At 37.8% G+C, this 25,764-nt stretch carries 23 protein-coding genes; 16 read left to right on the forward strand and 7 right to left on the reverse strand.

Annotation, left to right across the window (positions count from 1 at the left end; translation table 11 throughout):
- Positions 1-63 precede the first annotated feature (63 nt).
- Positions 64-393: a hypothetical protein gene (locus CWB65_RS01660; protein ID WP_138739715.1), complete on the forward strand. Its 330-nt coding sequence runs from the start codon at positions 64-66 to the stop codon at positions 391-393.
- A 61-nt stretch (positions 394-454) separates the two neighbouring features.
- Here the strand turns inward: CWB65_RS01660 and CWB65_RS01665 are convergent, their stop codons facing one another.
- Positions 455-1,744 (reverse strand): alkaline phosphatase, encoded by a 1,290-nt coding sequence (locus tag CWB65_RS01665; protein ID WP_138739716.1) that lies wholly within the window; start codon positions 1,742-1,744, stop codon positions 455-457.
- Positions 1,745-2,103: 359 nt separating this feature from the next.
- Between CWB65_RS01665 and CWB65_RS01670 the strand changes: the two genes are divergently transcribed.
- From CWB65_RS01670 to rnd, 3 genes are all read left to right on the forward strand, one after another.
- Positions 2,104-2,955 carry an alpha/beta hydrolase gene (locus CWB65_RS01670; protein WP_138739717.1) on the forward strand — a complete coding sequence of 284 codons (852 nt, stop codon included), beginning with the start codon at positions 2,104-2,106 and terminating at the stop codon, positions 2,953-2,955.
- Between the two features lie 115 nt (positions 2,956-3,070).
- Positions 3,071-4,723: a long-chain-fatty-acid--CoA ligase FadD gene (gene fadD, locus CWB65_RS01675; protein ID WP_138739718.1), complete on the forward strand. Its 1,653-nt coding sequence runs from the start codon at positions 3,071-3,073 to the stop codon at positions 4,721-4,723.
- 51 nt (positions 4,724-4,774) lie between these two features.
- Positions 4,775-5,905 carry a ribonuclease D gene (gene rnd, locus CWB65_RS01680; protein WP_008131726.1) on the forward strand — a complete coding sequence of 377 codons (1,131 nt, stop codon included), beginning with the start codon at positions 4,775-4,777 and terminating at the stop codon, positions 5,903-5,905.
- A 61-nt stretch (positions 5,906-5,966) separates the two neighbouring features.
- Here the strand turns inward: rnd and minE are convergent, their stop codons facing one another.
- From minE to minC, 3 genes are read right to left on the reverse strand one after another with little or no spacing between them, the layout of a single operon-like run.
- Complete coding sequence (minE, locus tag CWB65_RS01685; RefSeq protein ID WP_006793461.1) at positions 5,967-6,230, reverse strand: cell division topological specificity factor MinE; 264 nt, start codon at positions 6,228-6,230, stop codon at positions 5,967-5,969.
- Position 6,231: 1 nt separating this feature from the next.
- Positions 6,232-7,041 carry a septum site-determining protein MinD gene (gene minD, locus CWB65_RS01690; RefSeq protein ID WP_006793462.1) on the reverse strand — a complete coding sequence of 270 codons (810 nt, stop codon included), beginning with the start codon at positions 7,039-7,041 and terminating at the stop codon, positions 6,232-6,234.
- A 5-nt stretch (positions 7,042-7,046) separates the two neighbouring features.
- Positions 7,047-7,751, reverse strand: a complete 705-nt coding sequence (gene minC, locus CWB65_RS01695) for a septum site-determining protein MinC (protein WP_010556195.1) — start codon at positions 7,749-7,751, stop codon at positions 7,047-7,049.
- A gap of 155 nt (positions 7,752-7,906) precedes the next feature.
- Here minC and CWB65_RS01700 point away from each other — a divergent pair, with 155 nt between their 5' ends.
- On the forward strand, positions 7,907-8,188 hold the full coding sequence (locus tag CWB65_RS01700) for a YcgL domain-containing protein (protein WP_006793464.1): 282 nt from the start codon (positions 7,907-7,909) through the stop codon (positions 8,186-8,188).
- Entirely contained in the window at positions 8,181-9,197 is a 1,017-nt protein-coding gene (locus tag CWB65_RS01705; RefSeq protein ID WP_006793465.1) for a lytic murein transglycosylase, read from the forward strand. Before CWB65_RS01700 ends, CWB65_RS01705 begins: the two co-directional genes overlap by 8 nt.
- 32 nt (positions 9,198-9,229) lie before the next feature.
- Here the strand turns inward: CWB65_RS01705 and CWB65_RS01710 are convergent, their stop codons facing one another.
- The 3 genes from CWB65_RS01710 to CWB65_RS01720 all read right to left on the reverse strand — a co-directional run bounded on the left by CWB65_RS01710 (position 9,230) and on the right by CWB65_RS01720 (position 14,063).
- Complete coding sequence (locus tag CWB65_RS01710) at positions 9,230-9,775, reverse strand: GbsR/MarR family transcriptional regulator (RefSeq protein ID WP_010556194.1); 546 nt, start codon at positions 9,773-9,775, stop codon at positions 9,230-9,232.
- Between the two features lie 176 nt (positions 9,776-9,951).
- Positions 9,952-12,369 (reverse strand): TonB-dependent receptor, encoded by a 2,418-nt coding sequence (locus tag CWB65_RS01715; protein WP_138739719.1) that lies wholly within the window; start codon positions 12,367-12,369, stop codon positions 9,952-9,954.
- A 416-nt stretch (positions 12,370-12,785) separates the two neighbouring features.
- Positions 12,786-14,063 (reverse strand): Xaa-Pro dipeptidase, encoded by a 1,278-nt coding sequence (locus CWB65_RS01720; protein WP_138739720.1) that lies wholly within the window; start codon positions 14,061-14,063, stop codon positions 12,786-12,788.
- 143 nt (positions 14,064-14,206) lie between these two features.
- Between CWB65_RS01720 and CWB65_RS01725 the strand changes: the two genes are divergently transcribed.
- The 10 genes from CWB65_RS01725 (at position 14,207) to CWB65_RS01770 (ending at position 25,761) form a co-directional block, all read left to right on the forward strand.
- Positions 14,207-16,036, forward strand: coding sequence for a DUF885 domain-containing protein (locus CWB65_RS01725; protein ID WP_138739721.1), 1,830 nt, complete (start codon positions 14,207-14,209; stop codon positions 16,034-16,036).
- Positions 16,037-16,133: 97 nt separating this feature from the next.
- The gene (locus tag CWB65_RS01730; protein ID WP_138739722.1) at positions 16,134-16,646 is read left to right on the forward strand and encodes a YcgN family cysteine cluster protein; all 513 of its coding nucleotides are present in this window, start codon (positions 16,134-16,136) and stop codon (positions 16,644-16,646) included.
- Positions 16,646-17,164, forward strand: a complete 519-nt coding sequence (locus tag CWB65_RS01735) for an RNA methyltransferase (RefSeq protein WP_006793471.1) — start codon at positions 16,646-16,648, stop codon at positions 17,162-17,164. The genes CWB65_RS01730 and CWB65_RS01735 overlap by 1 nt, the downstream gene beginning before the upstream one ends.
- A gap of 157 nt (positions 17,165-17,321) precedes the next feature.
- Entirely contained in the window at positions 17,322-18,215 is an 894-nt protein-coding gene (locus CWB65_RS01740) for a substrate-binding periplasmic protein (RefSeq protein WP_138739723.1), read from the forward strand.
- Positions 18,216-18,313: 98 nt separating this feature from the next.
- Entirely contained in the window at positions 18,314-19,564 is a 1,251-nt protein-coding gene (locus tag CWB65_RS01745; protein WP_138739724.1) for a sugar MFS transporter, read from the forward strand.
- Between the two features lie 251 nt (positions 19,565-19,815).
- The gene (locus CWB65_RS01750) at positions 19,816-21,705 is read left to right on the forward strand and encodes a methyl-accepting chemotaxis protein (RefSeq protein ID WP_138739725.1); all 1,890 of its coding nucleotides are present in this window, start codon (positions 19,816-19,818) and stop codon (positions 21,703-21,705) included.
- A 2-nt stretch (positions 21,706-21,707) separates the two neighbouring features.
- Positions 21,708-22,796, forward strand: coding sequence for a GGDEF domain-containing protein (locus tag CWB65_RS01755; protein WP_138739726.1), 1,089 nt, complete (start codon positions 21,708-21,710; stop codon positions 22,794-22,796).
- Between the two features lie 8 nt (positions 22,797-22,804).
- Positions 22,805-23,419 (forward strand): DsbA family protein, encoded by a 615-nt coding sequence (locus CWB65_RS01760; RefSeq protein ID WP_138739727.1) that lies wholly within the window; start codon positions 22,805-22,807, stop codon positions 23,417-23,419.
- Between the two features lie 211 nt (positions 23,420-23,630).
- Positions 23,631-24,383, forward strand: coding sequence for a DUF3450 domain-containing protein (locus tag CWB65_RS01765; protein WP_138739728.1), 753 nt, complete (start codon positions 23,631-23,633; stop codon positions 24,381-24,383).
- Between the two features lie 10 nt (positions 24,384-24,393).
- Positions 24,394-25,761, forward strand: a complete 1,368-nt coding sequence (locus CWB65_RS01770) for a MotA/TolQ/ExbB proton channel family protein (RefSeq protein ID WP_006793479.1) — start codon at positions 24,394-24,396, stop codon at positions 25,759-25,761.
- The last annotated feature ends 3 nt before the right edge of the window (positions 25,762-25,764 follow it).

Raw genomic sequence — 25,764 nt, forward strand, 5'->3', positions numbered from 1 at the left:
TAATTTGCAAATTGATTGTTTTTAAATCATAATTTTAGTTATGTTTAAGGTTGGAGAAGCGTGATGACGCTGCCTATTGGCTCAGGTTTTTTTACAGGTGATATTCCTGGTAGAGTAATCCCTGCTAAGGGAGTAACTGCAAAACCACAAGGTTTGGCAGATCAAGCTGCTGCTCAAAAAACAAATACTGATTATGTAAAAACCAGTGCCGAGGGCGTTGAGCTTGCTAATCGATTGTTCAAAACTAGCGCAAAGGGTGATAACTTCAGCCAAACAATTTACGACCAGCCTAGTGCAAAAAATAGCAAAGCCATTTCTACCTATACTGAGTTTGCAAATTTAGAACGCAGAGCTGAAGTACAAAATTTAATTGGGGTAGATATTTACGCTTAAAAGTAATCAACCTTTAATAAAAAACCGAACATTGTTCGGTTTTTTTTGCTTTATACGTATTTTACTGTTCTATAAAGTGTATTAACTTATCAGCTATATCTGTATTATTTTGAGAGCCAACAAATTGCTCACTCCCTTTACCATAAGCAAATACTTGTACGTCTACTGCAGTATGGCCACCCGTAGTCCATCCAGTAAAGCTTGTGTCACTAATAATACTTTTAACGGCTAAGTTGAGTGCTTTGTCACCCATAGATTTAGCTTGCTCAAGTTTTATTTTGTTTTCAGGGGTAAATGCAATGCTGGTATATTTATTCCACACAGATTTTAAATCATCAGACTCAAGTAAGTGTTGTGTAATTGTACCCGCTGTTGCTTTTACGCCATGCACAACAGCTGCTTCCCACTTATATTGGCCGTGCGCACCCAATGTTAAGCCACCTGTAGAGTGATCAGCAGTTATAACTAATAAAGTATCTTTATTTTTATCAACATACGCTTTAGCTTTTTCGATAGCAGATGCAAAGTCATCCATTTCGGCCATGGCACAGGCTATATCATTTGCATGCCCACACCAATCAATTTGGCTACCTTCAATCATTACAAAAAAACCATCTTTATTTTGATTGTCTAGAAGCTCGAGTGCTTTAGAAGTGAGCTTAGTTAACCTTGTTGGGTTTTCGTCTAACGCAAAAGGTAAGCCTTTAGCGGCATATAAACCGATAGCTGGAAGTTGCGTAATTTGATCAAGGTTTTGAATATCGTCACCATACTGGTAACCCGCTGCTTTAAATTCGTCAACTAAATTTCTATCGTCTCGAATAAAGTATTTAGTACCACCACCCAGCATTAGGTCAACGGGTAGTTTGCCTGCAATTTTATTATCAATATAATCATTAGCAATTTCGTCGTAATTATTACGTGATTCATTATGAGCGGCAAAGCTTGCTGGTGTAGCGTGGTTTATTTGTGATGTAGCTAATAGGGCTGTAGTCATGCCTCGCTGTTTAGCGATTTCAAGCATTGTTTTAAGTGGTTTTTTATCAGTATCTACGGCAATTGCACCATTATAACTTTTATGCCCGCTGCTCAACGCTGTCGCACTTGCGGCGCTATCGGTTACAACTGTGTGATCGTCAGGGTAAGTACGCGCCATTCCTGTCAGCATGGTATCAAAAACGGTTTGATCAACAGACTTTGTAGTGGGGTCATCTTTAAAATAACGATAAGCAGTAGTATAAGCAGGCCCCATGCCATCACCAATCATATAAATTACATTTTTAGGTGCAGTTTCGGCCATTGCACCAGATGCAGTGCACATTAGAGCTAACACACTTAGTTGTTTTTTCATGTTTTATGTACCTTTTGAGTGTACTTTATTAATAGCTAAATTATTGTATACCTTAACTATGATAAATAAATTAATAGATTGCGACAAATGATGATTTAGCTATATATAAGCTGATTATTGTGCGTAAAAACTATTGTAAAGCCGTTAAAATATCTATTAGGAAACACCAAATAACAAAAAATACACACATAATAGTCGAGCTAAATTAAAAATAACATTATGAATAAATGACGGTTTTTATTTATTCTTCTAGGTTGCAGTTGTAGCCTCAGCGACTAAAATAACAAACATTTAGTGAAACTATTTAGTGGTCTGACAACTTGTATGTTATAAATTTACAAAAATAAAAAGGGGTTTATGTGCGGCCATTTAATATTAAAACACGTAATTTAGATATTCATGGTTTAAAAATAGGCTCTGGTGAAGAGGTAGTAATAGCACTTCACGGTTGGTTAGATAATTGTAATAGTTTTAAGCCCATGCTTGATGGCCAAAAGCCAGAGCAAACTTGGTACTGTATTGATTTTTCTGGACATGGTTTAACATCGTGGCGCAGTGATGACGCTCATTACTATTTTGTTGATTACATCGATGATGTTTATCAATTTATTGAAGCCATTGGTGCTGACAAAGTTCATTTAGTCGGGCATTCTATGGGAGCTATGGTCGCGGGTCTTTTCGCCAGTTGCTTTAGTCAAATGGTTAAATCGGTAAATTTTATTGAGGGTATTGGCTGCGTAACAACACCCAGCGATGAAGTTACGGAGCAACTAAAAAATGCTGTGCTTAATCGTGCAAGAACGCATAATAAAAAAACAAGAATATATCCCTGTAAAAAAGATATTTACGAGGCACGGTCTAAAACAACCGACTTAGATGTTGAATTAATTTCGCTATTGATGGAACGAAATATCAAAGCAGTCTCTAAGGGTTTTGCACTAACAACCGATCCTAAGCTCAAAAATCATTCAGGTTTTAGGTTTGATGAAGTGCAATGTATTGGTGCAATAAAAGAATTAATTGCACCATGCCAATTAATTTTAGGTAACCAAGGTTACGCGTTTGTAAAACAAAATTTAGAAAAGTATATTAATTATTACAATGACTTGAGTGTAATTAATGTGGAGGGTGGGCACCATTGCCATATGCAAAGTAGCAAAGAATGTTATGAACACATTCAAGCATTTATGGTGCAAAGTGGTGCACGTTAATTGTATATTGACGTTAAATGTGGGATTATTCCCGCATTAGAGTATTTGCTCAATTGTTAAAGTGCCTTACTTAGATTAAGGTTAATAAAAATATAACTATAAACAGGGGCTAAGAGTGGAAAAAATCTGGCTTAAGCGCTACCCAGAAGGTATGCCTGAAACAATCGATCCTGAGCATTACAACTCGTTACTCGAAGTGTTCGAAAAAAGTTTTTCTGATTACAAAGATTTACCTGCATTCACAAACATGGGTAAAACGTTGTCGTATGAAGAAATAGACACAGCAACTAAAAAAGTTGCCTCGTATATTCAAAATGATTTGGGACTCAAAAAAGGCGACAAAGTTGCCGTAATGATGCCTAACTTATTACAAACACCTATTTCTATTTTAGGTATTTTACGCGCCGGGTGTGTGGTAGTTAACGTTAACCCTTTATACACTGTACGTGAGCTCGAACATCAGTTAAAAGATTCAGACACAAGCGCCATTTTCATTCTTGCAAACTTTGCAGATACTCTTGAAAAGGCTTTAGGTAAAACAGACGTTAAACACATCGTGGTTACTCAAGTTGGTGACATGGTGGGTGGCCTTAAAAAGCACATTGTTAACTTTGTTGTTAAGCACGTTAAAAAAATGGTGCCTAAATACAACTTACCAAACACGATTAAATTTTCAAATTTGTTAAACGCTGATGAAAATGCTTACACACGCCCTGAATTAAATTTATCTGACCTAGCATTTTTACAATACACAGGCGGTACGACCGGTGTATCTAAAGGTGCTATGTTGAGCCATGGTAATATGGTGGGTAACCTTGAGCAGGTGTCTGGTTGTTTAGATAAGGTACTAAACCGTGGAACAGAAGTGGTTGTTACTGCACTTCCGCTTTACCATATCTTTGCACTTACGGCTAACTGCTTAACGTTCATGAAATATGGTGGTCTAAACTTATTGATTACTAATCCGCGTGATATGCCGGGTTTTGTAAAAGAGTTAAGCCAAACTAAATTTACAGCAATCACCGGTGTTAACACATTATTTAATGGTTTACTAAACACACCAGGTTTTGATGAACTTGATTTTAGCCACCTAAAAATGTCGTTAGGTGGTGGTATGGCGGTTCAACGTCCTGTTGCTGAAAAGTGGCAAAAAGTGACGGGGTCAAAACTGATGGAAGGCTACGGCCTTACTGAATGTGCTCCACTTGTTACAATTAGCCCTTACGACTTAGAGTCTTATAACGGTTCTATTGGTTTACCTGCACCAAATACTGACATTAAGCTAATGCTTGAGAATGGTGAAGAGGCAGCTAAAGGTGAGCCTGGCGAATTATGCGTTAAAGGCCCTCAGGTTATGCTTGGCTATTACAAGCGCCCAGATGCCACAGCCGAATGTTTACAAGACGGTTGGTTTGCAACAGGTGACATTGCTACATATGACGATGAAGGCTTCTTCTATATAGTAGATCGTAAAAAAGACATGATCATAGTATCTGGCTTTAACGTTTTCCCAAATGAGATTGAAGAAGTCGTTGCAATGCACGACGGTGTGCTTGAAGTGGCGGCTGTTGGTATTCCTCATGATGTCAGCGGTGAACAAGTTAAAGTTTTTGTTGTTAAAAAAGACCCTTCTTTAACTGAAAAAGATATAATAAACCATTGTCGTGATAATTTAACTAATTACAAGGTTCCAAAACTCGTTGAGTTTAGGGATGAGTTACCTAAAACAAACGTAGGTAAAATACTCAGACGAGCCTTGAAAGATTAGAAAACTATAAAAAAGCCGGCATTAGCCGGCTTTTTTATTGTAGGAGACTAAGTGCAATATCAATTAATTCAAACACAAGTTCAGCTTAATACCTTTGTTGAGCAGATCCAAAATAAGCCTATATTAGCTATTGATACCGAGTTTATGCGTCGTCGCACTTTGTATCCAGAAGTTGCACTGATTCAGGTTTTTGACGGTGAGCATTTAGCACTTATCGATCCTTTAGCTGAGCTCTCGTTATTTGATTTTTGGCAGGTTTTAAAAGACCCCGCAGTTTTAAAAGTGCTTCATTCACCATCTGAAGACATTGAAGTATTTCAAAAATATGCTGGGTTTGTTCCTGCACCATTGTTTGATACTCAATTTGCTTTGCAATTGCTTGGTGAAGGAAACTGTATGGGGTTTGCCCTTATGGTTAAAACACTCCTAGGTATTGAAATAGATAAAAGCGAATCACGTACCAATTGGCTACAACGACCGCTAACTACTAAGCAACTTGATTATGCTGCCGCTGATACATTTCATTTATTACCGTGCTTTGAATTAATTATCGATCGCATCAACAAAGCTGACTTGTTTGAGATTGTGTTGGATGAGAGCGAATTAATTGCTAATAAGCGAGCTTTTCAAACACCGGATGAATTGCTATATAAAGATATTAAAAATGCTTGGCAGTTAAAACCACATGAATTAGCTGTATTAAAAGAGTTAGCTATATGGCGCCGTAATAAAGCAATACGTAAAAACCTTGCTCTCAATTTTGTGTTGAAAGAACATAACATGACCGAAATCGCTAAGAGAGGGCCATCTAGTTTAAATTCATTGCGTCAAATACCGGGTGTAGAATCGATTGAAGTTAATCGCTCAGGGGTTGAGATTTTAAAGTGTATAGAAAAAGCTAAAGCAATTGCTGTTGACGAGCACCCGCAAGTGTTGAAGCGTTTAATCGATTTTCCTAATTATAAACAAACGGCAAAAGATATTAAGCAAAAAATAACGAAAGTTGCTAAAGCTAATAATATTCCCGAGGATGTTTTAGCATCTAAAAAACAAGTAAATCAATTAATTAGCTGGAATTGGAAGTTAACGGCAGAGCAAAAAATGACACATATAAAGCCAGATTTATTGAGCTCTTGGCGTTATAGCTTTATTAAAGAAGCTTTAAAAGAGTGGGATACCTAAAAGGTTAATATTTTAGTAGTTGTTAGTTATAAAGAGGGCGCTTAACGCGCCCATTCTTCAATTATTTCTTTTCTTCGTCAGGTAAAGTTACGTTTAGCTCTAATACAGCTAAGTCGTCTTCATTCTGATCAAATTGTACCTGCACGGCATCACTATTAACGTTCACATATTTTCGAATTACATCCAAAATATCTTGTTTTAATTGTGGTAGGTATTCAGGTGTTCCACGCTGAGAACGTTCGTGTGCGACAATGATTTGCAATCGCTCTTTTGCAAGAGACGCACTGTTTTTCTTTTCTGAGCGGAAATAGTCAAGTAACGACACATTAGCCTCCAAAAATCCGTTTAAAAATGCCTTTTTTCTCTACATCTAAGAAGCGAAAATCGACGGTTTCACCAAGTAAGCGGTTTATGGCATCGGCATATGCTTGACCAGCATCTGATTCGCCATCCAATATTACCGGTTGACCTGAATTTGATGCACTCAATACTGCTTGTGACTCAGGAATAACACCTAACAAATCGATAGCTAATATGTCTTGTACGTCTTCTACCGAAAGCATTTCACCTTTAGCAACACGCTCAGGGTTGTAGCGTGTTAATAATAGGTGTTCTTTGATATTTTCAAGGCCTTCTTCAGCGCGTTTAGATTTGCTATGCAAAATACCTAAAATACGGTCAGAATCTCGTACAGATGACACTTCTGGATTGGTGGTTACAATCGCTTCATCAGCAAAATACATTGCCATCATCGCACCCGCTTCAATTCCTGCTGGTGAATCACATACTATATAATCAAAGTCTTCTTTTAGCTCGTTTAAAACGCGTTCTACACCATCACGAGTTAGTGCATCTTTATCACGCGTTTGCGATGCTGGCAGTAAAAATAACTTCTCAACGCGTTTGTCTTTGATAAGTGCTTGGTTTAGGTTTGCTTCACCGTTTATGACGTTTACAAAGTCATAAACAACGCGGCGCTCGCACCCCATAATTAAATCAAGGTTACGTAAACCGATGTCAAAATCGATAATAACCGTTTTGTAGCCTTTTAATGCTAAGCCTGTGCCTATTGCGGCACTTGATGTTGTTTTACCAACACCACCTTTACCCGAGGTAACGACAATTACTTTTGCCATGAGATTTATCCTTTAACCAAAGCTGAAATTTCTAATGATTCATTTTTTTGTTGTATTTGCACTGCACTGCCCCAAAACTCACCTTGTAGAGAGTCACTGATCCAGTAGTTGCCATTTATGGAAACAAGTTCTGCTTCTAGCTTTTGGCAAAATATATGTGCGTTTTCTAATCCTTTTGCGCCCGCTATTGCGCGACCACGAAGGGTTCCGTAAATATGTACGTTGCCATCTGCTATTACTTCTGCACCATGACTAACAGCGCCCAATACAATAAGGTCGCGGTCTTTTGCATACACCTGTTGACCCGAGCGTACAGTACCGTTAATTATTTGTGCTGGAAGTATAATATTTTTTTCGACAATTGACGTGTTTGGTTGCTTTTCAACTGGCTCTGCTTTTACGTCTTGCGAATAATTTAATACTGAAAAGCCAGCTTTTTTGGCATTTGCATGCTGCCCATCAGAGCCATTGCATACACCCACTGCGTTGAAGCTCATTCGTTCGATAAGTGACTTTAAATGAACAAAGTCTAAAGAACTGCTTTTTACTTCTTCTAAATTGACAACAATAGGGGCTCCTTCAAAAAAACGAGGGGCTTGGGCTATTTTTACGTACAATTGTTCTGCTAAAAGGTTTATATCAGCACTATAAAGATGTAAAACTGATAACGTAAAAAGATTCCCTTTTAACTCAAAAATTTGGTCCGACATACACGCTCAATTGAATTGTATGATAAGAAATTATAATTAGATAAACACAGGCTGAATAAGGCCTTAATCAAAATTTCTAATCTAAATTTTCTAACTTATTATTACTCTCATGGTATAGTGTGCAGCATTGTTGTGCAAGAATTTATAGGGTCATAATGTTAACTGCGGTATATAAAAGTAAGAAAAAGACGGATACCTTCTTATTTGTTGAAAAAAGAGATGATTTTAGCAAAGTTCCAGAACCTCTAATGGCTATGTTTGGCAAACCTCAATATGTGATGCTCATCAACTTAGCTAAACGTGAGCACCTAGGTGGTGCGGATTTGGAAACCGTTAAGGGTGCATTAACCGATCAAGGATACTATTTACAACTTCCACCACCGGAAGATAATTTGCTTACTGAACTAAGAAAACAAAATGGAGCCGATCGTGATTAAAAAACTGGCAGTTGTATTATGTGGTTTATGCTTGAGTTCGTCAGTTGTTGCCAAAACACAAGCCGAATTTAAAGATTACTTAGTAAACCTAAAAGAAGAAGCAATCGCAAAAGGCTACGAAACGTCGTTAATTGATAGTGCATTTGCGACTGCGACGTATAAAGAAAAAGTGGTATCAGCTGATAAAAACCAGCCTGAAGTAAAAGAAACACTCGAGACCTATTTACCAAAACGTGTACCACAATGGAAAATTGACCGTGCTCGTAAACTTTATGCTGAGAACAAAGATATTCTTGAGCAAGTAGCTAAAGAGTTTGGCGTACAAGCACGCTTTATAGTCGCTTTATGGGGTCTTGAAAGTAACTTTGGTACTATTCAAGGCGGTCACAATGTTATTTCATCATTAGTGACACTTGCCTTTGATGGCCGCCGTGAAGCACTTTATAAACGTCAGTTGTGGGCGGCTTTAGACATTTTAAAATCGGGTCATATTACCTTAGATAAGTTTAAAGGTTCTTGGGCTGGGGCTATGGGGCAAACTCAATTTATGCCAACGTCTTTTAATGCTTATGCAATTGATTATAACAATGATGGTCGCAAAGATATTTGGACTACAAAAGAAGATGCGTTTGCTTCAATTGCTAATTATTTAAAGCAAGAAGGGTGGAACGACTCATTAACTTGGGGTCGTCAAGTTATGCTTCCTGATAACTTTGACAATAAATATATTTTAGTTCGTGGTACTAAAACACGTAAACAATGGCTTGAGTATTGGAATGATTCTGAGCGTTCACTCGATGAGTGGCAGGCTTTAGGGGTGAGAAGAGCAGACGGTACTGCGTTGCCTAACGTTGATGTACGAGCAGCACTGGTTATGCCTGATGATATCAACGGCCGTATGTTTTTGGCCTATGATAATTACAAAGTGTTAATGCATTGGAACCGTTCTTATTACTTTGCAACGAGTGTGGGTTATTTGTCTGATAGAATCGGATACCCAAAAATATAGTTCAATAAAAAATAAAGCCGCAAAATGCGGCTTTATTCTTTTTTAAAAATTTTGTCTTTTAAATCGATGACCTTGCCAATTCCTGAACCCAGTTTCATAAGTTTGTTGAGCTGCTCGGGAGTTAAACGCTGTAACTCAGACGACCATTTAGTGACCGTTTCAAGTAGGTTGTGAATTTCTTCCATTTGCTTTTGGGCATACACTTCTTCTTCGTTATTCGCTTCGTCGAGTAAGTTATCTCGCAAAAGGCTGAGCGTCGGATCGATTTCACGTTTTTTTCGCTCTTCAAATACTCGATTAGCCATATCCCAAATATCGCCTGCAGGCGCATAATACTCTTTACGATCACCCGGAATGTGCTGAACTTTAATTAATTGCCAAGATTGCAGCTCTTTTATGCCCATACTCACATTACCACGAGAGATACTTAGTGAGTCGGCAATTTCATTCGCTGTCATCGGGTTTTTAGTAATGATTAGTAAACCACACATTTGGCCTATTGTACGGTTAAAGCCCCAACGGCTGCCCATTTCGCCACAATGCATCACAAAGGTAAAATTCTTTTCAGATAAAGTCATATCATTAACTTTCAGTAATTTCAGAAATTAAATGCTAGCATGTTGATTTGCGATAGCAAGGCATTAAGTGCACTAAAATAATCTTAGTTTGGCTTAAATACAATTTAAGCCATTTTATGCATAGTTTTTAAATATTAAAGGCGCTTGTAAATACAAGCACCCATAAATTTTAATCACTAAAGTGTGTAACTAAAACTTAATTTAGCATTACGCTCTTCACCAGGCATACCGCCTAAAAACATCGCTTTAGAATAATACTGTTTGTTAAATAGGTTGTTTAAATTAAGCTGCATGTTCCACTGTTTAGTTGTATACGAGATTGCAGCATCGTACACAGTGTAGGCAGGTACATAGCCATCAGGAATACTAAATGAACTTGAGTTAGTACTTCTGTTATCAACGTAAGTAATACCCCCGCTAATATTAACTGACTCGGGTAAATTAAATATGTTTGCATAGTAAGTAACCCATGTGCTTGCAGTTACATAAGGCACCCCTTTTTGACGAGTGTCGTAAGCGCTACTATTGGGGTTAGATTTATCGCGCGCGTCTTGATATACGCCGTTAACATTTATTTTCCACTGCTCATTTAAATACGCATTTAAATCAAGCTCAACGCCTTTGGTTTGCTCTTCGCCATCAAAGTAGCTTTCTACTATATCAGGGCCAGACACACCAGCTTCATACAGTGGGTTACTGTATTCAAGATTTGTACGAGCGCTTTCAAACACAACTAAAGTAGCTAGTAGCTGGTCGTCAAATGCTTTATACCTAAAGCCTAAGTCATTACTTATTGACTCTGAGTCTTCTCTATCTGCTTCGTTACCAGCAACAGAGCCTAATACACTGTATGCGGTTCGGCCTTTAGAGTGATTAACAAACACAGAAAAATCTTCAGTAGGCTGATAAGTAGCACCTAAATTATAGGTTAAACCTGAATCAGATGTGTTTGCTTCAGGGGTTGGCTCTGCACGGCTTGAACTGTAACGTTCATCTACACCATTATGTTCGTAGCTCTGCTTAATACGGTTATAGGCGACTCCTATGCGTGTAGTAAGTGAGTCATTAATATAGCCTACATGCTGAACGCCCATTCCCCATGCTTGAACCTTTTTATTATAATCACTCGTTTTTAGAGGATCGTAATCGTCAAAGCCACCGATTGGCCAATTTGGTTGCCTCATGTCATAGATATAGGGTAAAGCACCTTTATAAAGCACATTACCATCAGTGTCGTAAATTACTTTATCGCTGTCATAAATAGAGTATTGTTTGAAACCAATATCTCGGTCTTCATAATTTGCATTAACTAAGAGTTCGTTATCAATATCGCCTATCTCAAAGTCGTATCTTAAATCTAAAAAGTACTGCCATGATTTTTCATCTGCTTCTACTTGGCGATACTCTTGGCGCCTAGCTGCAAATGGATAAAGTACATCATTTTCAACTAAAGGAGCACGTGGGTCTTGATTAATAACGCCACTGCGAGTTGAGTACACGTAATTAAAAGCCCCTGTTTGACGAGCAAAGCTTGATGTGTAATTACGGTACTGTAGTTGCTGGTTTAAGAATAAGTCATCATTAATAAAGTAATTATGCGTAAGCTTAAATCGTAATTCTTCACCTTCATTATCATCGGCCATTGGTGAAATAATCCCATTGGTACCAAAGTCATAGGGTGTTAAACCATCTGTTGCAGAAAGAGAGTTCGCTAATTGTAATTGCTGTTCACTTGTCAGTTGTAAGCCACTGCCTGTCGGATCGTTTACTAAGTCTGCAGCGGTTACTTCACCAGCAGTTAACCCATTCGCTGTCTCTGCGTTGTATATGCGAATAGGGTGGCCAATTGAGTCAACAGCAATTGAATCCTTAATATAGGCAGCAGAGAGCATAACGTCTTGTTTATCGTTTAACACATACTTAAGTGATGTATAAATTTCATCACGCTCTTCTTTTAAATCACGAAAGCCATCGCTTGATGCTGTTTTAGCCATTACGCGATACGCTAAGTTCTCGCTAAGTGCATTTGTGCTGTCAAACGTAAGAGAGTAGCTGTCCCATTGACCAAGCTCTAAAGCGACTTTATGCTTTTCTTCAAATTCAGGTTTTTTTTCAATTAAATTAATTACACCACCAGCGCTACCAATACCATATAAACCTGTTGCAGGGCCTTTTAACACTTCAACTGACTCAACATTGGTTAATGAGCGAGTTGGATTAAAGGTGTTTCCAAGTCCAGCTCCCCCATACATACCATCATAAGTGTAATTGGCGTCAAGACCACGAATAACCAGGTTATCGCCAATGCCATAATTATTACCCGCTTGGGTTAAACCACTCACATTACGGACAAGATCTTGTAGGCTGTCTACGCCCTGTGATTCAATTAATTCACGATCAATAATAACAACAGGAGCAGGGGTTTCCATTAAGGACATATCTGACTTTGTGGCAAGGCCCGAACTCATAACAACTTGATTTTGTTTTTGATAAACACTTATGTGTTCAATATCTTGTTCTGCAGTGGTTGATGCTAAAGCGGCTTGTGCATTTAAACAAGCAAGGGTGAGGAGTGAGTATTTAAACTTTTTCATTATGATAACCATTCGCATTTATTTATTTGCGGTAATGGTAATGGTAATGATTATTATTTGCAAAATATACTAAAAGTTCAATAAATATTAGATTAAAACAACTGTTTGCGTGTTTTTTATACAAATAGGCCGGCTTAGTTAATAAAAACCAAACAAATATAAAGGAGGGGACGAATTTGGCAATTAAGAAAAACAAATTGCAATATGATTTTCTTTAACAACTCTCCCGAATTAAGAGTAATAAACTAAAAGTGACAATAGAGATCAGGTAAAACAATGCTATTAAAGCTTTAACACATTGTTTTACAATGCTTTTAATTTTAGTGTTTTTAGGGTTGAGTATTAAAATTTAATGAATTTTAACGTTAAAAGTAAAGGCTAACACTATAAAGCCAGCCTTAACTTAGATTTAAATTTTATTTTTCAGTTTTATAAACAATACCTGCTTTCATCACAAACGGTATTTGCTCTAATGTTGAAATGTTTTTTAATGGGTTTCCTTCAACAGCAATAATATCGGCGGCATATCCCGTTTTTATTTGCCCTAGTTTGTTATGCATTTTCAGCAGTTTAGCGCTGTTAATGGTAGCTGATTGAATGGCTTGCAGTTCAGTCATGCCAAATTCAACCATACGTGAAAATTGCTTTGCATTATCACCATGTGGGTAGATGGCCGCATCGGTCCCAAAGACCATATTTACACCTGCTTTAACTGCTCTGCTAAAGCTATCTCTTTGTTTTTTTGAAACTTGACGTTCTTTATTTAAGTTTTCTTCGTCTACACCATTTTGTTCGCCAAAGCTTAATGTATATTCTGTGTTGTATATATCCATTGAAAGCCAAGTCCCATGCTTTTTAGCCAAGGCAATGGCTTCATCGTCTAAAAAGCTTGCATGTTCTACGCTGTCAACGCCTGCAATAATGGCTGTTTTAATCCCACTTGTACCATGTGCATGAGCAGCAACAGGAAGGTCGCGCATATGTGCTTCTTCAACAATGGCCTTCATTTCTTCAAGTGAGTATTGTTGTACACCTACTTTTGTGCCCTTTGAAAATACACCGCCTGTTGCGCAAAACTTTATAGCATTGGCTCCATACTTTATATTTTCACGCACTTTTGTCCTAACGGCCCAAGGCCCATCGGCTACGCCGGTTGAGGTATATTTTAACTCAGGCGGTAAGCGGTTATTGTCACAATGCCCGCCTGTTATACCCAGTGAAGGACCTGCAGCCCAAATTCGTGGGCCTACAATGTCACCCGCATTAATACCGTCTCGAACCGCAATAACGCTATAACCATCTGCGCCCACATTTCTTACGGTAGTAAAACCTGCTTCAAGGGTCTTTTTAGCAAAATAAGCCGATTTAACTGCCATGCGTGGGATTGATTGACCCAAGCGCTCACTTCGAGAAACAGTAGGATCACTCGTTAAGTGTACATGCATGTCCATCAATCCAGGGACTAGTGTTAACTGTGGCAGGTTAATAAGTTCATCATTTTTACCTAGTTTCGGCTTTTTATTACGTTCTATTGAGGTGATCACACCATCATCAATAGTAATTAATGGCGATTGAATGAGTGTACCATTCTCTACATCTAACATGGCTTTTGCAGAAATGTAGGTGACTGCCTGGGCAGGTAGACTGCTCAAACATAATATGGCTATTGAGGCTGATAATAGGTGCTTTTTCACTTTTTAATTCTTTTATATGAAAGTTACGTTGCTTTGACTTTACCAAGCTCAAGTAAAAGTGCAATAAAATAACGACTAAGTTACTACTTTATTTAGCTTAATTTAAAGCACATAATCGAGCTGAGTTTTTTATAAGGATTAATATGAAATTATTAAAATTAGCACTGGTAGCTTCTTCAGTGATCGGTGCGCTTATGGGGTGTAGTAGCACAACGTCTCAACAAAATAATAGTAAACCCGTTTCATCAGCTATAAATGCTGTGGTTTCAGAATTATCGGCCGAGCAGCAATTAGACGTGCTTGTTGATCAATACTACAACGAGTCGCTTGCATTTTCGCCAATCAGGGCAACATATAGCGGTAAAGATGAATTTAATGATCAGTTCACGCCTGAAATTTCAGCGACAAATCGTAATAAAAAGGCGGCTTTTTATAAAAAGTATCAACAACGCCTTGCTTACATTGATTCACAACAATTAACAGGGCAAGCGCTATTAAGTTATGAGATTTTAAAACGTGACCTTGCACTTAACCTAGAGGGGATGCAGTTTCCAAGCTACTTTCTGCCTATTAATCAAATGTCGGGAGCGCATAATGTGTTTGCTGGATTTGGCTCTGGGCAAAGTGCACAACCTTTTAAAACAGTACAGGATTACGATAATTTTTTAAAACGTAGCGATAGCTATATCAAATGGCTTAAAAGTGTTGAGCTTTCTATGGCTGAAGGTATAAAACAAAATATTGTTTTACCTTTGCCACTTGCAAAAAAGTTAGCCCCACAATTTAGTGCGCATGTTGTAAATAAGGCTGAAGATTCACTGTTTTGGGGACCTATAAAAAACTTACCAAATTCGTTTACAGTTGAGCAAAAACAAGAAATAACAGCGCAATACCGCGATTTAATCATGAAGCAATTAGTGCCGGCTTATCAAAGCATGCACACATTTTTAATTAACGATTATATACCTAGTAGTCGTGTGTCAGTAGGCTACAGTGATTTTACTAATGGTAAAGCTTGGTACGAATACCAAATAAAGAAAAACACAACGCTTAACTTATCTGCTGACGAAATTCACAATATTGGTTTAAGCGAAGTATCGCGTATTTTAAGCGAAATGAAAAAGGTAAAACACACCGTTGGCTTTGACGGCGATTTGCCTGCATTTTTTACCCACTTGCGTGATTCAGATGAGTTCTACTTTAATACCGCTGATGAGCTTATTGAAGCGTACGAAAATGTGAAGAAAAAAATTGATGCCAAAGTACCGCAGTTATTTGATGTGGCTCCTAAAGCGCCTTACATTGTAAAACCAGTAGAAGCTTATCGTTCTCAGTCTGCGGCGGGTGCTTCTTATGCAGCCCCTGCACCAGATGGCTCACGTCCGGGTATTTTTTATATCAATACTTTTAATTTAAAAGCACAACCTAAGTTTTTACTCGAAACACTCTCGATTCATGAAGCGGCACCTGGTCATCATTTTCAAATTGCTCTTCAACAAGAAATAGACGGTTTACCTGATTTTCGTAAATTTGGTGGGTATACGGTTTTTGCTGAAGGGTGGGCACTGTATGCAGAAAGTTTAGGAAAAGAGCTTGGATTATTTACCGATCCGTATATGTGGTATGGGCGTTTGGCTGACGAGCAATTACGGGCAATGCGTTTAGTACTCGATACTGGTTTTCATGCAAAAGGGTGGACGCGCGAGCAAGGTATACAATACATGCTTGCTAATTCATCAATGGCTGAAAGCGATGTAGTGGCAGAGGTTGAACGTTATATTGCGTGGCCAGGGCAAGCACTTTCGTACAAATTAGGGGAGTTTAAAATTAAAGAACTTCGCGATTATTGTAAAAAAGAGCTAGGTTCTCAATTTGATATTAAGGCGTTTCATACGCAAATACTAATAGATGGCGCATTACCCATGCCTATTTTGGAGAAAAAAATAAAGCGTTGGGTGCAATCGCAGCGTTAATGAATAGCGCAAAGTGATTATCAAATTGAGGTATTCGCTTTGCGCCATTTAGTGCAATACGTTAGAATGCGCGCTCTTAAAAGGGCGCGAGAACACTATGTTTGATCAACAGTTAGCAAATACACAGTTTTGGCTTACAAAAAGCTTGAGCGAAATGAGCCAAAATGAATGGGAAGCTATTTGCGATGGCTGTGGTAAATGTTGTTTAAATACGTTTATAGATAGTGAAGACGAAGACGATTTTTCCCCCACAGATCAGCTACGTGAAGGTGAACAGCTCATTTTCACAAATATTGTTTGTCAGTATTTAGATAATAATACCTGTGGGTGTAGCGAATACGAAAACCGCCAAACACTTGTCCCTTCTTGCGTAAAACTCACTAAAGAAAACCTTAAAGATATTTTCTTTATGCCGCAGAGCTGCAGTTACCGCCGCCTGCATGAAGGGCGTGGTTTATCTTCGTGGCACCCGTTATTAAATAACGGTGATAAAACACTTATGCATGATCTCGGTATTTCAGTAAAAGATAAAACAGTCAAAGACAGTAATGTAAAATTAGATGATTTTGATTTATACATTGCTGAGTGGCCAACAAAGGATTGCGATTAATGAGCAAGTTAAAAGCGAGTATTGGTTTAATAAACCCGAAGAGCCCTACTAACGTTGGCGGTGTGTTACGAGCTGCTGGGTGTTACGACGCAAAGCAGGTTTATTTTACGGGTAATCGATATCTTAATGCGCAAAAATTTCATACCGATACTAAAAATGTGGTTGAACGTATTCCATTAACCTCTACTGATAGCCTAGAAAAAGTAAAACCTGAAGGGGCAACCGTTGTTGTCGTTGAGTTAATTGAAGGGGCTACACCGCTCCCTGAATTTAAGCACCCAGAAAATGCATTTTATGTTTTGGGCCCAGAAGATGGTTCTGTTCCTAAAGACGTACTAAAGTGGTGCGATGAAGTAGTTTACATTCCTACTATAGGATGCATGAACTTAGCTGCAACCTGTAATGTAGTACTTTACGATAGGCTTTCTAAATTAGGTGGTGTTAAAAGCAGTGATGACACAATAATAAGTTCGCGCGATACCAACAATAAAATGAAATGGGTTAAACCTGCTTTATAACTTTTGTAATGCCAATTAAATCTGCTAGTTGGCATTAGACACTGTCTATATTCAATTTTACGTTCTACCAATTTTTCATTCTCTAGATTTATTTCTCCTTCAAAAGTGTAAATAACGCCTACACTTAACTGACTATTAGTTTGACGATAGCTTTATTATGCGCATTGTAGTCTTTTTGTTGTCCTTTATTAGTTGTTTTAGTTTCGCGAGTCAAAGCGTAACCTTCATTCATAAAAATAGCCTTAAAACTGTAGAAGGACAGCGTTATAAATCGGGGCTTTTATATAGCGCCCCAAATAGTAAACGCACATTACATATTGTTACCTTAGATTGGCCGCCTTATATAAGTAACGACTTATGTAACAAAGGGTGGGTCTATCATTTTGCCGTTGCTGTTCTTAATAGTCAGGGTTACAGCGTTTATTTAGAATTTTTACCTTGGGCAAGAGCTGTGCGTAATGTGGAACTTGGAAAAGCCTATATTTTAATGCCTGAGTACTTTATTGAAGACACTGCGCCTTCAGACTATGTTAAAAATAAAATGCGAAGAGAGCTGCTTGGTATTTCAAATTCGTTTCAAGGTGGAAATATTGTATTTCTAAAGCGAAAAAACGCACCTGGTATTTTTATAGGTAATCTAAACTCATTAAAAGGCTCAACAATAGGTGTTGTAAGAGGATATCAAAACACGCCTGAATTTGATGCCATGATGGATAATGAAGAGTTTAAAGTTATTAGTGCGGTAAACGATTTGCAGTTAATGCAATTACTTTTTGCCAAGCGGGTCGATCTTATTATAGGCGATCCTTCGGTGTTAACCCATTCAGTTACGTTTTCTGAGCTTAACCAAAATGAAAAAATAAAACTGCTTAATGTAGTTGAGCAAGATGGTAAACCACTACATTATAACTCATTGTATTTTGCTATAAGTAAGCTAACACCTAACTGGCTTGGAGTGCTAGATGATATAAATCAAGCCTTATATATATTTTCTAATAGCGGTGAAACTGAGCGTTTAATCAATACTGTATCAGAAGGGTGTGCAGTTTGAATAAAGATGATGAATTGGATCGTTCTAATTACCTTGTGCCCAAATAACTTATTAACAATGTAGAATCAGTTTAACTTGTTAATGGAGTGAAAATAAAAATGAGCACACTGAACACACATAACGATTATGGCGTTAATAAACAGCACAACAAAAATTACCTGTTTCCCCTAACGGCAATGACAACCCTGTTTTTTTTATGGGGTTTTATTACAGTATTAAATGATGTACTGATTCCACGATTAAAAGGCGTATTTGATCTTAGCTACTTTGAGGCAATGCTAGTGCAGTTTTGCTTTTTTGGTGCCTACTTCATTGTATCTATCCCCGCTGGTATTTTAGTTAAACAGCTTGGCTATAAAAAAGGTATTTTAACGGGGCTTATTATTGCTTCGATTGGTTGTATGCTTTTTTACCCTGCAGTAGTAGTGCATGAGTATTGGTTGTTTTTAGGCGCATTGTTCGTGCTTGCTGCTGGTATAACCGTATTGCAAGTATCAGCTAATCCATACGTTGCGGCTCTTGGTCCTGATAAAACCGCCTCTTCACGATTAAACTTAGCACAAGCGCTTAATGCCTTGGGTACTACAGTAGGGCCTTACGTAGGAGGCATTCTCTTTTTCGGTACTGCTGGTACATTGGCTGCGTCTGCTGCATCGGCAGAATCAGTAAAAGTGCCTTATTTAATGTTGGCTGTAGCACTTTTATTAATTGCCATTGTGTTTGCATTTATAAAGTTACCTGAAATTGAAGCCCATAAGGAAGACAGCACAGACACCGAAACTCGTTCTTTAATGCAAGCACCTCACCTTACTATGGGGGTTGTAGCAATATTTTGTTATGTAGGCGGTGAAGTAGCTATAGGTAGCTTTTTAGTTAATTACTTTGGTGAAGCACACATTGCTGGGCTTGAAGAGCATGCTGCCGCGGCACTTATTAGTTATTATTGGGGCGGAGCAATGGTTGGGCGTTTTGTAGGCTCTGCGTTGTTACAAAAAATTGCGCCTTCTAAAGCAATTGCCTTTAACGCTATCAGTGTTATTGCGTTGTTATTAATCACTATTTTTACACAAGGTGATGTCGCTTTGTATTCAGTATTGGCAATCGGGTTGTTTAATTCAATTATGTTTCCAACTATATTTTCTGTTGCGATTGAAAAATTAGGCCCGTTAACAAGTAAAGGCTCTGGTTGGCTATGTTTAGCGATTGTAGGTGGTGCATTAGTGCCTTTATTACAAGGGTATATTGCCGATACCGTAAATATTCAAGATAGCTTTTTCGTACCTATGGTATGTTATGTATTTATAGCTTGGTATGGTTTAAATGCTGTTCGTTTAGCAAAAAAATGGTAGAAAATGTATTGAATAATAATGGCTGAATACGTATTCAGTCATTATTATTTTCTTTTTATTTGGAACATTCCAAATTCGTTATCTATTGAACATTATTTATGTAAAATTAATTACTTAAAATTTGTAATTAAGTTTTTCTAGTCCTTTTTTATTGTTTTTAGCTGCTATTTTCGGAAAAACCGAAAATAGCTAAGACAATGCTCACAATATTTGCTAAAACTAGAGTGCTAAAAATAAATTAAAGGGCATTTATGTTTGGGGCATTCAAGTTTACGACAAAAGTCACAATAGCAGCGTCTGTTGTACTCGTTTTGGTATTAGGGTTATTCACTGTAAATAACTACTTTACCTTAAAAAACCAAACACAAAATCAGCTTGCTCTCGTGTTGCAACAAAACTCAGAATCTGTTTCTCAAAATATAGCTAGCTGGTTAAATGCAAAGCTGGCCATTGTTAGCGCGTTTGCTAAAACCCACCAACCATCAGATCCAAATACGCTTACATTACTACAATTAAACACAGCAGGGTTAGCAGGTAGTTTTAAAAACACCTATATTGGCCAATCTAACGGTAATTTTATTTTAAATGATCAAAGCATCGTTTTACCGCCAGATTTTGATGCAACATCACGTCCTTGGTATAAGCTAGTCGAAAACAAAACCAATACTGCCTTTACTACTCCCTATATTGATGTAACAACTAACGAGTTAACTATATCTGCTGTTGTGCCTATAAACCAAAATGACCGTTTTGTTGGTGTTGCTGGTGCTGATATTGATATGCAAACTGTGACAGAAATTATTAATAATATTGATTTTTTAGGGCTGGGTTATGGTTTTTTACTCGATGACAGCGGCCAAATATTAAGTCACCCACAAAGCAATGTTAACCTAAAAAATATCGCTGAGTTATTTGGCACCAAACCATTACTTAGTAGCGAGTTTGTTGAATATCAAATAGCTGGCGAAACTAAATTAGTTTCGTTTAATAAAATACGTGGTATTGAAAATGTAAATTGGTATTTAGGGGTTGTTATTGATCAACAAAAAGCATTTGCTAGTGTATCTAGTTTTGGCAAAACGGCATTTATTTACTTAATTGTGGGTACAATCGTCATTGTAATTTTAATGCAATTTTTACTTCGTTATTTAATGCGTCCAATGAATCGGTTAAATGACGCTATAAAAGATATTTCACAAGGGGAAGGTGATTTAACACGCCGTTTAGAGATAGAAAATGACGATGAGTTTGGTGAGCTAAGTCATTCATTCAATGTGTTTATCGAAAAAATTCAATCATCAATCGAACAAGTTAAAAATACAACAATACTTCTTGATGGCGTAATAGCCAGTCTGCTATCACAAACACATTCTTCACTTGCGATGTATGACGATCAAAGTATGCGTACTGATAGCGTTGCAGCTGCAATTAATCAATTTACAGGGATGACATCAGATATATTCAATAGTGCGTCTGACGCATCATCACTTGCAAAAGATGCTAATAAGCACTCTACACAAAACCAAGAAATATTAAGCACTAATGTTGCTGGGATCCATGAGCTATCTGCAAATATAGTGCAGGCTCAACAAACTATTAATAGCTTAAATGCACATACAGAAAGCATTGGTAATGTTTTAGAAGTGATTAAAGGCGTGAGTGAACAAACCAACTTACTTGCATTGAATGCGGCTATTGAAGCAGCTCGTGCAGGTGAAGCCGGACGTGGTTTTGCAGTAGTGGCTGATGAAGTTCGACAATTAGCTCATCGCACCAAAGAATCAACGCAAGAGATAGAAGAAACAGTCATAGAATTGCAAAAAGGGTCAACTTTGGCTGTAGAGTTAATGAAAACAAGTTTGCAAGGCAGTGAAAAAAGCGTGTCAGAAGCTGATGCAGTTGGAGAATTAATGCAGCAAGTAATAGAGGATATAAAACAAATAAGTGCTGCTAACCATGCCGTTGCGTGCGCTACAGAAGAACAAAATCAAGTTGTTAAATCACTAGATGCAGATATACAAACTATCAGCGAACTGTCTATTCAAAGTAAAACCAACCTAAATAATACTCTAAACGAATGTACAAAACTGAGGCAACAATTCGGTGATTTAGAACAAATGGTTAAAAAGTTTAGAGTATAGATATGGATGATGAAAACTTAAATAAATCGAGTTGGCGCAACTTGATTAATATAGACAGTGTTTATAACTCAGACAGGCAGCGTCAAGCATTTTCATTATTTACAATGATAGCCTTTGCTATTGTTGTATTGGGTTTTTTACTTCTATCTAATTATGATGTGTATTCACCTATTTTAAGTGTAGCTTTGCTCGTTGCTAATATGACGATTATTGCCTGTACCGTTTACTTTTTTAAAACAGGTAAATTAGAGGTTGTGTCTTTAATAACCATGCTAATCATTTTTATTATGTGTATTGCGCTTATTTACACAGGTGGTAAAGAGAACACAGCGCTGTATTGGCTCATGTTTTATCCAGTTGTTACCTTTGCTACTCTCGGTGTTAAATTAGGGTTATGGCTTAGTGGGTTTTTATTAGTCTGTTGTTTAGGGCTACTGTATGGCCCTAACATCGGTCAGGTAGATTATGGCGATGTAGAAAAATCGCGTTTTATGGCATCTTTTGGTTTAGTGTTTGTTTTTTCATTTATTGGCGAATTTTTTAGGCAAAAAAGTCATGCGTCTATTGCTGAAATTACTTTATCGCAAAAAAAGGATGCGTATACCGACCAGCTAACTGGCGCTGCAAACAGACGTTTTGTCACATCTCACTTTTTTAACTTAGTAAGTGACTGCCCAGATGAGTATTTACCATTTAGTATTTTATTATTAGACCTCGACCATTTTAAGTCTATAAACGATAACTATGGTCATGATAGTGGTGATACTGTCCTAATAGAATTTACTAAAATGCTGGAGTCACACTTCAGTTGCGATTCAATAAAAGCGCGTTATGGTGGTGAAGAGTTTGTGGTTATTCTCCCAAAAGCGACTATTCAAATTGCAGAGCACATTGCTAACAACTTTAGAGAAAGTGTTGCCAATACAACACTTTTGAATGTTGATAGTAAAAACGTAGCACTTACCTGTAGCATAGGTGTAGCACAAGTAAATAAACTATCAGATTACAATGATGCTTTAAAACAAGCCGATCGATGCCTTTATAAAGCAAAGGAAACGGGTCGAAATAAAGTTGTTTCAGCTTTTATGTAGGAGTTGTTATGTTTCAAAGTAAGTTAATTTACATACACGATCCAATGTGTAGTTGGTGTTGGGGCTATGCACCTACGTGGCTAAAATTAAAAGAACAACTTGAGCATAAAATTATTGTTGAATATAAAGTGGGCGGCTTAGCTGCCGATAGTCAGCAGCCTATGCCAAAAGCAATGAAAGAAATGCTTGAAGATACGTGGCACAAAATACAAAAGCAGTTAGGTACACAGTTTAATTATGACTTTTGGCGTAATTGCGAACCTCGCCGTTCTACTTACCCGGCTTGTAGAGCAGCTCTGATCGCGCGTAAAACCAATAAAGAAGCGCAAATGATAGAAGCAATCCAACATGCTTACTATTTAAATGCGCAAAACCCTTCTGATGAAGCCACCTTGGTAGCGCTCGCTAAAAGCATTGGTCTAGATGAAGAGGGATTTGCAAATGAATTAGTCAGCTCATCATTAAATAATGAATTGAGTGACGAGTTGGCATTTGTTAAAGCGTTGCCTATTAATGGCTTTCCTTCCTTGGTACTTATTCATAACAACAGCTACTATCCTATTGGCGTTGATTACACTGATTGGCAAAGTACTTACAGCCAAATTTTAAATATTATTGATTAGGAAGCGTTAATTTTAACGCCTCGACCGTCTTTATTCTGCTATAAGTCCTAATTATGACAGCTGTCATAAAAGCGACTTTTTTGCGCAACATCCTTGTCATCTTTTATCTATAAACTTCCCTTCATTGAATTATTCAAGCCACTAAAGCTCTGTTTATTGGCTTGAAATACAACCTAGCAAATCCGCTAATTAACGAGTAAAGGTGTATACGATGAAAGGCGTTAAATCATTAATCTTAGCTGGTATTGTGGCCGCAAGTGCAGCAGTACACGCTAACGATTTAGATAAGGTTATTGATAAAAGCAGCGAAATTAATAAATCAGCTGCGCAATCACAAACAAAAATAGACAAGATTGCAGATTCAATGCAAGGACGTTTACAGCAATTTAAAACGCTCAATAAAGAGATTGACGGTTTAGCTGTTTATAACGCGCAGTTAAATAAACAGCTTAATAATCAAATTGAAGAAATGGAATCGCTTAACCTATCAATGGATCAGGTTTCTATTATTGAGCGCCAAATTACACCACTTATGATGCGAATGATCACAGGTCTTGAGCAGTTTGTATCGTTAGACATTCCCTTTTTGCAAGACGAGCGCGCTAAGCGTTTAGTATCACTGAAAACCATGATGGACCGCGCTGATATCACCTCGAGTGAAAAATTTCGTCGTGTGCTAGAAGCTTACCAAGTAGAGGTAGACTACGGGCGCACAATTGAAGCTTACACCGCATTGTTAGATGTAAACGGTAAAGAGCGTGAAGTTGACTTTTTACGCATTGGCCGATTAGAGCTGATTTACCTAACACGTGATGGTAAGCAAGCTGGTAGCTACAACACAGAGACTAAAACATTTGAAACATTACCAGATTCAACAATTAGTCAAATCAATAAAGGTTTACGTATTGCGCGCAAGCAACTTGCCCCAGATATGCTAACTCTGCCAGTACACGCAGCAGAATAAGAGGTTAAAAATGAAATTGTTTACTCAAATGACAAAAATGGCATTGTTTGTTACAAGCCTCGGTTTTGCAGGCGTTAGCACTGCGGCAGAAACAATGGATCTTGATTCATTATTAAAAACATTAGAAAACGGCAAGACCGTTCAAAGTGCTCAAAATAAACAACGAGAGCAGGAGTTTACTTCTCGCCAAAACCAGCAAGTTCAAATGTTAAATGATACAACTGCAAAGCGTAACCAAATGCTTGTTGAATCAGAGCGCCTTGAAACACAATTTGAAGAAAACGAAGTTAAACTAGCAAACTTAACCGATACCTTATCTAAGCGAATGGGATCACTTAAAGAGTTATTTGGGGTATTACAGCAAGTCGCTGGGGACTCTAGCAATAAGTTTGCTACTTCGGTTGTATCAGCAGAATTACCGGGCCGTAGTGACTTTATGGACGAGTTAGCTCAAAAAATGGGTTCAACGTCTAAGCTTGCATCAATAGAAGATATTGAAAAGGTGTGGTACGAGCTGCAACGTGAAATGACTGAGCAAGGTAAAGTCAGTCGCTTTAATACTTCAGTTATTGTTGAAGGTGGAAATAAAGCAGAGCAAGAAGTTGTTCGTGTTGGTGCCTTTAACTTAATTTCACAGGGTCAATACTTAGAATATAACCCAGGAACAAACACGCTGAGCGCGCTTACTCGCCAACCAGTGTCTCGTTATACCGCTACAGCTGCTGACTTACAAGATGCTAAAAGTGGTGTTGTACAGTTTGCATTAGACCCAACAGGAGGCTCTATTTTAGGTTTACTTGTTCAAGCACCAGATACATCAGAGCAAGTTCATCAAGGTGGTGCGGTTGGTTATGTAATTTTAGGTGTTGGTTTGCTTGCTTTATTAATTGCAATTGAGCGCTTTATTTCATTGTTACTTGTTGGTGGAAAAATTCGTCGCCAATTAAAAGATTCAGTAGCGCGTGACGACAATCCGCTAGGTCGTGTAATGAAAGTAAAAGACGACTACCCACATGTTGCTTACGACACGTTAGAGCTTAAATTAAGTGAAGCAATTTTACGTGAAATGCCAAAAATCACACGTAACTTAACGCTTATAAAAATCATCTCTGTTGTTGCCCCATTACTTGGCTTGCTAGGTACAGTTACCGGTATGATCAACACGTTCCAAGCAATCACATTATTTGGTACTGGCGACCCTAAACTAATGGCTGGTGGTATTTCTCAGGCACTGGTTACGACCGTACTTGGCTTAGTTGTGGCAATCCCAACAGTGTTTATATACACATTACTAAACACGCGTTCAAAAGGCTTACTGCTTATTTTACAAGAGCAAAGCGCAGGTATCATTGCTGAGCGAAGCGAGAAGGGAGAATAAACC

The organism is Pseudoalteromonas sp. S554 (assembly GCF_005930865.1).
Taxonomy (GTDB): Bacteria; Pseudomonadota; Gammaproteobacteria; order Enterobacterales; family Alteromonadaceae; genus Pseudoalteromonas; species Pseudoalteromonas marina.